Origin of the sequence: Streptosporangium sp. NPDC051023 (genome assembly GCF_040689595.1) — a bacterium.
GTDB lineage: Bacteria > Actinomycetota > Actinomycetes > Streptosporangiales > Streptosporangiaceae > Streptosporangium.
In genome coordinates this window covers 46788-56144 of record NZ_JBFBCE010000062.1, presented here as the reverse complement: position 1 = coordinate 56144, position 9357 = coordinate 46788, and the positions used below count along the sequence as shown (strand labels likewise).

The window sequence follows — 9357 nt, the reverse complement described above, 5'->3', positions numbered from 1 at the left end:
GCGCATCAAACTCAAAATCGAACCCGGCTGGGACCTGGCCCCCGTCCAAGCCGTCCGCGAACGCTTCGGCCCCGACCTGCTCCTACAAGTCGACGCCAACGCCGCCTACACCCTCGCCGACGCCCCCCACCTCGCCAAACTCGACACCCACGACCTCCTGCTCATCGAACAACCCCTCGCCGACGACGACCTCGTCCAACACGCCCAGCTCGCCCGCCAACTGCGCACCCCCGTCTGCCTGGACGAGTCCATCCACTCCGCCGACCACGCCGCCGCCGCCATCACCCTGGGCTCCTGCTCCATCATCAACATCAAACCCGGCCGGGTCGGCGGCTACCTCGAAGCCCGCCGCATCCACGACCTCGCCCGCGCCCACGGCATCGCCGTCTGGTGCGGCGGCATGCTCGAAACCGGCCTCGGCCGCGCCGCCAACGTGGCCCTGGCCGCCCTGCCCGGCTTCACCCTGCCCGGCGACACCTCCGGCTCCAACCGCTACTACGCCACCGACATCACCGAGCCCTTCGTCCTGCAGGACGGCCACCTGCCCGTACCCACCGGCCCCGGCATCGGCGTCGACCCCATCCCCGACCTCCTGCGCGAGGTCACCGTCTCCACCGAATGGATCAGCTTCTGAGCCGCCGGGCAGCGAAGGTTCCGACGTCCTGCCCGGCCAGATACTCCTCGCGGACCCTGGAACGGGAGAGCTTTCCCGCGGGGGTACGGGGCAGTTCGTCGCGGAACTCGACGACCTTGGGGCGCTTGAAGCGGGCCAGGCGCGGGCCGAGGTGGTCCAGCAGCTCCCGCGTCGAGGGACGGTCTCCGGGAACCGGCTGGACCAGCGCGACCACGGCGTGGCCCCACTCCTCGTCGGGCACGCCGATCACCGCGACGTCGGCGACCGCGGGGTGCTCAAGCAGGGCTGCCTCGACTTCGGCGGGATAGATGTTCACCCCGCCGGAGACGATCAGGTCCGTACGGCGGTCGCACAGGAAAAGGAACCCGTCCTCGTCCAGATAGCCGATGTCGCCGGGGGCGTACCACCCGCCCCTCGTGCCGGAGGCGGTCCTGGCCGGGTCCTTGCGGTACCGGAAGCCTCCAGCGGCCGATTTGATGTGGATCAGCCCGGGTTCGCCCGCGGGGAGCTCCGCACCGCCGGGGTCGAGGATCCTGGCCTCGACGCCCGGGGCCGGGCGGCCGACCGTACCGGGGTGCTCCAGCCAGTCGTGCGGCTTGACGGCGAAGGCGATGGTCGTCTCGGTCGAGCCGTAGTACTCGTACAGCACGGGCCCCCACCAGTCCATCATCTTCCTCTTGAGGGTGACGGGGCAGGGCGCGCCGGTGTGGATCACCTGCCGGAGCGACGAGAGGTCGTATCTCTCCCTGACCTCCTCCGGCAGCCGCAGCAGCCGGTGGAACATGGTCGGCACCATCATGGAGTTGGTGACCCGATGCCTGTCGACGAGCTCCAGGACGGTGACGGGCTCGAAGGCGGGCGCGATGACCAGGGTGTGGCCCAGGTGGAGGGCGAACATCGTGTGGGCGCACGGCGCCGCGTGGTACATCGGAGCGGTCACCAGGTGGACCCCGTCGCCGGGGCGCAGGTCACAGGTCTCGCCGAGGAACCAGGTCGCGAGCGGGACGACCGCCTCCGGCTCGGCGTCGGGCAGCGGACGCTGCACTCCTTTGGGGAATCCCGTGGTGCCCGAGGTGTACCACATGACGCTCCCCGCCGACCTGTCGCCGGGGGCGCTCTTCGGCTGTCCCGCGGCCAGTCCCGCGGTGCCGTCGAGCGCCCCGTCCACGGGACGGGCCCGGTCGGCGATCACGACCCCGGCGTCGCAGTCGGTCAGGATATAGGCGATCTCGGCGTCGGTCAGGTGCCGGTTGACCGGGACGTGGTACAGACCGATCTGGCCGGTGGCCATCAGCGTGACCAACGCGTCGACGCCGTTGGGCAGCACCGTCGCGACCACGTCTCCTTTGCCGAGCCCCCTCGACCTGAGCCCGTGTGACACCTGGTTGACCCTGGCGAGCAGCTCGCCGTACGTGGTCACCGCGCCGTCCGGGCCGACCACCGCCCTGCGGTCCGGGTCCGCCTCGGCGATCCGGTAGAAGCCGGCGAGCGTGCCGACGTCGGGCATGGCTCTCCTCCTCGCTTCCCGCCGGTCGGCGGGACAGGTGGTCCCGCGGGGCCGTTCTCCCCTCCAGTCAGCGTGCGGCGGCCGTACAGATCAATGCTCTGCAACGGAAGGAGAGAGGAACTTTGCCCATGCTTGGCCATTAATAACCAGGAAACGGCAATTAGTCCGTCTAGGGTGATCGTCTGACCTTGGGGGAAGCTGACGTGGTCACCAAGGACACCTGGTCGGTGCGGACCAGGCTGACGCTGATCGCCGTCATCGTCGCGGCCCTGTCCGCCCTCGCCCTCACCCTGGTCGCGACGCTCTCGCTGTACAGCCTGGCCAGCAGCTTCCGCGCGCAGCAGATCACGAACGCCGCCCTGAAGACCATCAACCTCACCATGCGGGAACAGCTGCCGCCCGTGCTGCCCCAGGGGGCGCTCGGCGGCGTCCAGGTCGTCGACTCGGCGGGCCGGGTCCTCTCCTCGACCCCGAACCTGCGCGGCAGCCCCAGGATGGCGCGTTTCGTCCCCCCACCGGGTGGTGTCAGCACAGACCGGGAGCTGTGCGACAGCCCGCAGTTCCCGGACAGGTGCATGGTCGTCGTCGCCTTCAGTCTCCACCAGCCGGATGGCGACTTGATCATCTACGCCGCCGACGACGTCGTCCCCTGGTACGTCCACCTGGGGCTGTTCGCCGTCATCGTCGGCACCAGCGCGCTGCTGGTGCTGCTGGCCGGGTTCGGCGCCTACCAGACGGTCAACAGGGCGCTGGTCCCGGTGAACGCGATCAGGAACGAGCTGGCGGAGATCACCGCGACCGACCTCGGCCGCCGGGTGCCCGTCCCTCCCGCCTGGGACGAGATCAAGCAACTGGCCATCACGATCAACCAGACCCTCGACCGCCTCGAAGGAGCGGCGGAGCAGCAGCGCAGGTTCGCCTCCGACGCCTCCCACGACCTGCGCAGCCCGCTGACCGCGATGCGGGCACAGGTGGAGGAGGCGTTGCACTACCCGGAGGACACCGACTGGAAGGCGAAGGCCCACGAGATGCTCGCAAGCCTGGACCGGCTCCAGGCGATCGTCTCCGACCTGCTGATGCTGGCCAGGCTGGACTCGGGCGCGCCCGCGATCAGGAAGCCGATCGACCTGGGCGCGCTGTGCCGGGAGGAGGTGGGCCGCCGCAGGCGCGGCGTCGAGACGGTCTGCGAGGCCGAGCCCGGTGTCACGGTGCTCGGCAACCGGCTCAGGCTGGCACGGCTGCTGACCAACCTGCTGGACAACGCGGAACGGCACGCGACCTCGCGGGTCACGATACGCGTGACGGCCCAGGGGGACATGGCCGTCGTCGAGGTGCTCGACGACGGCGCCGGGATCGCCCGCGACCAGTGGGAGGTCGTCTTCCGCCGGTTCACCCGGCTCGACGCCTCGCGCAACAGGGACGCGGGAGGAACCGGCCTGGGGCTGCCCATCGCCAGAGAGATCGCCGAGGCGCATGGCGGAACCCTGGTCCTCGCGGAGAGCACCCAAGGCGCGCGTTTCGTATTGCGCCTTCCCCGTACCCGCTAGGGTTCCCCCTGTGGCACGGGGATTTGGGCGACTACGTCGCGAAGATCTGCTCCGGACCGCTTGCGACGTCATAGCGGCCCAGGGCTTCGGGCACACGCGGACGGCCGACATCGCACAGGCCGCCGGAGTCAGCCAGGCGCTGTTGTTCTACCACTTCGAGACCAAGGAGAAGCTGTTCGCGCAGGCCTTCGCCTACGCGGCGGAGCGCGATCTCGAGGCACTCGGCAAGCTGGAGAGCAGGCCGGGCTCACCTCTCGAACGGCTGCGCACCCTGCTCAGGCTCTACTCCCCGGCGAGCAGGTCCAAGTCGTGGGCGCTGTGGATCGACGCGTGGGCCGAGTCGATCCGCAACACCGAGCTTGAGGAGATGTCCCGCAGGATCGACCTGCGCTGGAAGCAGGCGCTGCGCGCGATCATCGAGGACGGCGCCGAGACCGGAGCGTTCACCTGCGCCGATCCCGACGGCTCCACCTGGCGGATCGTCTCGCTCATCGACGGCCTGTCCACCCAGGCGACCGTGCACAGGCGTGTGCTGAGCCAGGCCCGCCTCGCCGAGTTCGTCCGTACGGCCGCCGCTGGAGAGCTCGGCCTGTCTCCCGACGCCCTGCTGCACTGAGCATCCCCCTGGGCAGCACGACCAGGAGCATGGCCAGGGCGATCAGCCCTCCGCCAAGGAAGACGGTCCAGGTGAGCCGCTCGCCGTACAGCGCGATGGCCAGGGCGGTCACCCAGAGCGGCTGAGCGGACAGGATCACCGCGGCGGGCGCGGCGGGCACGTGGATCTGTCCGAAGGAACGTGCCAAAAATCCGAGGGCGCATGCCACGACCGACAGGTGGCCCATGATGACCCAGTCCATCGGGGTCCGAGGCAGGGTGAGGCCGTCGGGCGCGGCGAGGAAACCCGTCATGAGGGCGATGGTGCCGAGCTGGATCACCGCGACCGCGTAGGCGTCGCGCCGCGCGCCCGCGAAGTTGCCGAGCACGAGGGTGTGCCCCGCGTACAGCACGGCTGACAGCAGCGTGACGGCCAGCGCGGGCAGCGGGACGGCTCCGCCTTCCGTCCCCCTGAGCAGAGTGAAGATCGTCATGGCGGCCGTGGCCAGCGCGACCGCGATCCAGGTGCGGAAGGGGACGCTCGCGCCGAGCAGGACCAGCCCGAGGACCGGGGTGATCACCACGTAGGAGCCGACGGTGAACCCGGAGACGGACGAGGGCAGGTCGTGCAGCGCGACCGCCTGCGCCGTCTGGCCGACGCCGAACAGCAAGCCGAGGAGGATGCCGGTCAGCCAGGTGCTCTCCGGCAGTTTCCGCAGACAGCGCGGGCGCAGCGCGAGCAGGACGAGCGTCGCGATGGCGTAACGCTCGGTGAGCAGGTCCGCGACGGGCATGCGGGCCATGAGGTCTTTCATCAGCGGGAAAGCCGACCCCCAGGCGGCGCTGACGAACAACAGAAGCACGGCTCCCAAGAGGGGTCGGGGAGCGGATACCGCTGCCATAGCAGCAGGATTCCATTACGCCCAGCTACCGGCGGGGCACGAAGCGGGTGAAGAGTGGCCCGAATACCACACAGGGTGAAGGACACCACACCGATGTAAGGGACCTCACACCCCTTCGCTCATTTCACCCCCCGTTCGGGCCGTTCGCCTCCCTCTCAGCGCCCGCATCTCCGGACCTATTACACGTTCAAGACATTCCGCTCATGATCCACAGACATCGGGACACCAGACTCGGCCTCGAGTTCGCAGCAATCACTACGAGAGGAAACCATCGATGATCACCGCCAAGCATCGTTTCGCACTGCTCGCCGCTCTTCCCGTACTGGCACTGTCGACCGCCTGTGGCTCGACCGCGGCCACCGCGTCCAGCAAGACACCGGGTCCCACAGCCGTCGCGTGGCACGAGACCGCGGTGAAGTTCGCGACCTGTATGCGGAAGAACGGGGTCGACATTCCCGATCCCGCGGTGGGCCAGGACATCGATGCCAGCGCCATCACCAAGAGTGGGCAGGAGACCTGGGACGCGGCCATGAAGGCGTGCAAGGAGTGGGACTCGGTCCTGCTCGGCGGCGACGGCCCCAGCGACCCCAAGGATGACGAGGCGTACGCCAAGCACGCCAAGTGCCTGCAGGAGGGCGGCGTCTGGCAGGGGGCCACCAAGGACGAGGAGAAGCCCAAGGACTTCAAGGAACTCCCGGCCGACACGGACGCCGAGAGGGAGGTCATCGCGAAGCTCCTCGAGAAGTGCTCGACGCTCCTGCCGTCCCGGCCGTTCGAGAAGTGATCCGTCCCGGCCGAGAGAAAGGCCGGGAAAAGACCCCTCTCCCGCGGTTCCAACTGCTTCCGCAGTTCCAGTTGCTCCCGCGGTGAGAGGGCGGGGTGGCCGTTCCGGGGGGTGCGGTCACCCCTTCCGCGTTTCGAGGGGAGACGAACGGAGGCAAGACAAGAGGCGAGGCCCGCCCGGCGGCGGGGGTACCGCGCCGGGGGACCCGCGGGGTTTTCGGGGGTGGCCCGAGAGGCGTGAAAGCGCTGCGTGTGGGCACGGCCCATCCGCCGCGGCTCACGGGATCCGGGGTCGGGGGAAGCCGTGGCCGCGCGGTCCCGGCCCGCGCCCGCCGTGGTTCAGCGAGATCACCCTCTACTAACTATCAGGAAACTTTCTTAAAAGAAAGCATTGACGGACCTGGTGGGAGCGCATAGTTTCCAAAATCAACAACCCGTGGGGGGTCTCGGGGTTGGGGTAACTGCTGTGTTTCCTCATTCGGAGGTAGCTCTCCCATGTCCTCACGCTTACGCGCGGGTCTCGCGGCGGCCGGCGCGTCGTTCGCCCTCATCGCCTGCGCGCTCGCGGGCACGGCCACCGCCTCGGCGGACAACGCGTCCTGCCGCCCCGACGGCCTCTACACCACACCGGGCCTCGACGTGCCCTACTGCCAGGTCTACGACGAGTCGGGCCGGGAGAAGATGGGCGCCGACCATCCGCGCCGCATCATCGGCTACTTCACCGGGTGGCGGACCGGGAAGAACGGCCAGCCCGCCTACCTGGCCAAGAACATCCCCTGGGACAAGGTCACCCACATCAACTACGCGTTCGCGCACGTGGGCCCGGACAACAAGATCTCGGTCGGCGCCGACGGCTCCAACAACGCGGCGACCGGCATGGAGTGGCCGGGGATCGACACCCTCGACCCCTCGCTGCCGTACAAGGGGCACTTCAACCTGCTGAACAAGTACAAGAAGGCCAACCCGAACGCCAAGACGCTGATCAGCGTCGGCGGCTGGGCCGAGACCGGCGGATACATCGACGACGCGGGCGACCGCAAGCCCTCCGGCGGCTTCTACACGATGACGACGAACACCGACGGCTCGGCCAACACGGCCGGGATCAACGCCTTCGCCGACTCCTCGGTCGAGTTCGTCAGGAAGTACGGCTTCAACGGCCTGGACATCGACTACGAGTACCCGACGTCGATGAAGGACGCGGGCAACCCCCTGGACTGGCAGATCGGCAACGCCCGCCGTTCCTCGCTGATGAGGAACTACGCGGTGCTGATGAAGACGCTGCGCGACAAGCTCAACGCCGCCTCGGCCGCCGACGGGAAGTACTACCTGCTGTCGGTCGCCGCACCATCCTCCGGCTATCTGCTGCGCGGCATGGAGACCTTCCAGGTGACGCAGTACCTGGACTACGTCAACATCATGTCCTACGACCTGCACGGCGCGTGGAACGAGTTCGTCGGCCCGAACGCGGCACTCTACGACGACGGCAAGGACGCCGAGCTGGCCAAGTGGAGCGTCTACACCACCGAGGCGTACGGCGGCATCGGCTACCTCAACACCGACTGGGCCTACCACTACTTCCGCGGCGCGATGCAGCCGGGCCGGATCAACATCGGCGTGCCGTACTACACCAGGGGCTGGCGCAACGTCACCGGCGGCACCAACGGCCTGTGGGGCACGGCCAAGAGCACCAGCGGCTGCCCGACCGGCCTGACCACCTGCGGTGACGGCGCGCGCGGCATCGACAACCTCTGGCACGACATGGAGAACAACAGCGAGGTCGGCGGAGGCGGCAACCCGCTCTGGCACGCCAAGAACCTGCTGGACGGCCGGGTCGGCTCCTACGGCCCCGCCTACGGTCTCGACCCGAACAAGCCCGACGACAAGCTGACCGGCACCTACACCCGCAACTACGACGCGACCCTGACCGCCCCCTGGCTGTGGAACTCCACCAAGAAGGTCTTCCTGTCGACCGAGGACGACCAGTCGATCGGCGTCAAGGCCAACTACGTCAAGGACAAGGGCATCGGCGGCCTGATGATCTGGGAGCTGGCCGGCGACTACGCCTGGGACTCGGCCAAGAGCGAGTGGTTCATGGGCGACACGCTCACCACCCAGGTCTACAACACCTTCAAGACCGCAACGCCGTACGGCGCGACCCGCGCCAAGGTGAGCATCCCCAACGAGAAGCTCGACCTGAGCGTGGACATCAGCGGGTTCCCCGTCGGTGACAGCAACTACCCGATCACCGGCAAGCTGAAGGTCACCAACAACTCCAAGACCACGATCCCCGGCGGCGCCGAGTTCCAGTGGGACTACGCCAGCTCGGCTCCGAGAACCGCCAAGGACCAGTCCGGCTACGGCCTCACCGTGATCAGCAGCGAGCACGGCACGGGCAACAACGTCGGCGGCCTGAAGGGCGACTTCAACCGGGTCTCCTTCAAGCTGAAGGCCAACGAGTCGCTGGCTCCCGGCGCCTCGCTGAGCATGGACTACGTCTACTACCTGCCCACCCCGGCACCGGCCAACTTCACCGTGAGCTTCGGCGGCAAGACCTACGGCCTGACCGGTGACTACGCCCGCGGCGGCGTGGTGGTCAACCCGACGCCGACGCCCACCGGCAGCGGCGGCCCCGGCGGCGACTGCTCGGCTCCCCCGTGGTCGGCGGGCGAGGTCTACAACGGCGGCGCCAAGGTCACGCACAAGGGTCACCTGTGGCAGGCCAAGTGGTGGACCCAGAACAACGAGCCGGGCACCAACGCCGTCTGGAACGACCTCGGCGTCTGCGCGACCACCAGCCCCTCCCCGACCGTCATCCCCACCGGGTCGCCCACCCCCACGGTGAGCCCGACCGTCACCCCGACGAACACGCCCACCGCGACTCCGACGGTGACCCCGACCGCCACCCCGACAGTGACACCGACGGTGACGCCGACGGTCACCCCGACCGCCACCCCCACCCCGACCGTCACCTCGACCGGGACCTACCCGGCGTGGAAGGCGGGCACGGCCTACACCGCCGGCACCCGGGTCTCCTACTCGGGCGCCAACTATGAGTGCCGCCAGGCGCACACCTCCGCCGCGGGATGGGAGCCCGCGAACGTGCCCGCGCTCTGGCAGCGCCTGAACTAGCCATCCCTCCCATCGGCGCCCGGCGATCCCCTCCTGCCACGGATCGCCGGGCGCCACCTTTTTCCCGCGCTGTTCTCCGGCACCGTCTTCCGGCACCGTCTTCCGGCACCGTCTTCCGGCACCGTCTTCCGGCACCGTCTTCCGGCACTGTTCTCCGGCACTGTTTCCGCCGCCGTCCCGGCGAGCCGCACCCGGGACTGTCCCGGCAGCCGCCACGGGACCACGACGGAACCGCCGGGGAACCGTCCCTGCGCCTCCCCT

The 9357-nt window shown here is 69.0% G+C and carries 6 protein-coding genes and 1 pseudogene; 5 read left to right on the top strand and 2 right to left on the bottom strand.

Annotated features, from left to right (window positions below; genetic code table 11):
- The coding region (menC, locus tag AB0395_RS32460) for an o-succinylbenzoate synthase (protein WP_366287704.1) at positions 1–634 on the top strand (634 nt) is incomplete at its 5' end.
- On the opposite strand, the gene AB0395_RS32455 is transcribed toward menC, so the two are convergent.
- A complete protein-coding gene (locus AB0395_RS32455; RefSeq protein ID WP_366287702.1) occupies positions 624–2141 on the bottom strand; it encodes an AMP-binding protein in 1518 nt (505 codons plus the stop codon). The two genes, menC and AB0395_RS32455, sit on opposite strands and share 11 nt — an antisense overlap.
- Before the next feature lie 188 nt (positions 2142–2329).
- Here AB0395_RS32455 and AB0395_RS32450 point away from each other — a divergent pair, with 188 nt between their 5' ends.
- Together AB0395_RS32450 and AB0395_RS32445 are read left to right on the top strand one after the other, a co-directional pair.
- On the top strand, positions 2330–3688 hold the full coding sequence (locus AB0395_RS32450) for a HAMP domain-containing sensor histidine kinase (protein WP_366287700.1): 1359 nt from the start codon (positions 2330–2332) through the stop codon (positions 3686–3688).
- Between the two features lie 10 nt (positions 3689–3698).
- Entirely contained in the window at positions 3699–4304 is a 606-nt protein-coding gene (locus AB0395_RS32445) for a TetR/AcrR family transcriptional regulator (RefSeq protein ID WP_366287698.1), read from the top strand.
- Positions 4305–4332: 28 nt separating this feature from the next.
- Here the strand turns inward: AB0395_RS32445 and AB0395_RS32440 are convergent.
- Positions 4333–5184 (bottom strand): annotated as a pseudogene (locus AB0395_RS32440) (DMT family transporter); the annotation flags it as partial.
- Between the two features lie 274 nt (positions 5185–5458).
- On the opposite strand from AB0395_RS32440, the gene AB0395_RS32435 reads away from it, so the two are divergent.
- Both AB0395_RS32435 and AB0395_RS32430 read left to right on the top strand, forming a co-directional pair.
- Positions 5459–5968, top strand: coding sequence for a hypothetical protein (locus AB0395_RS32435; protein ID WP_366287696.1), 510 nt, complete (start codon positions 5459–5461; stop codon positions 5966–5968).
- Positions 5969–6462: 494 nt separating this feature from the next.
- Positions 6463–9096 (top strand): glycosyl hydrolase family 18 protein, encoded by a 2634-nt coding sequence (locus AB0395_RS32430; RefSeq protein WP_366287694.1) that lies wholly within the window; start codon positions 6463–6465, stop codon positions 9094–9096.
- Positions 9097–9357 lie beyond the last annotated feature (261 nt).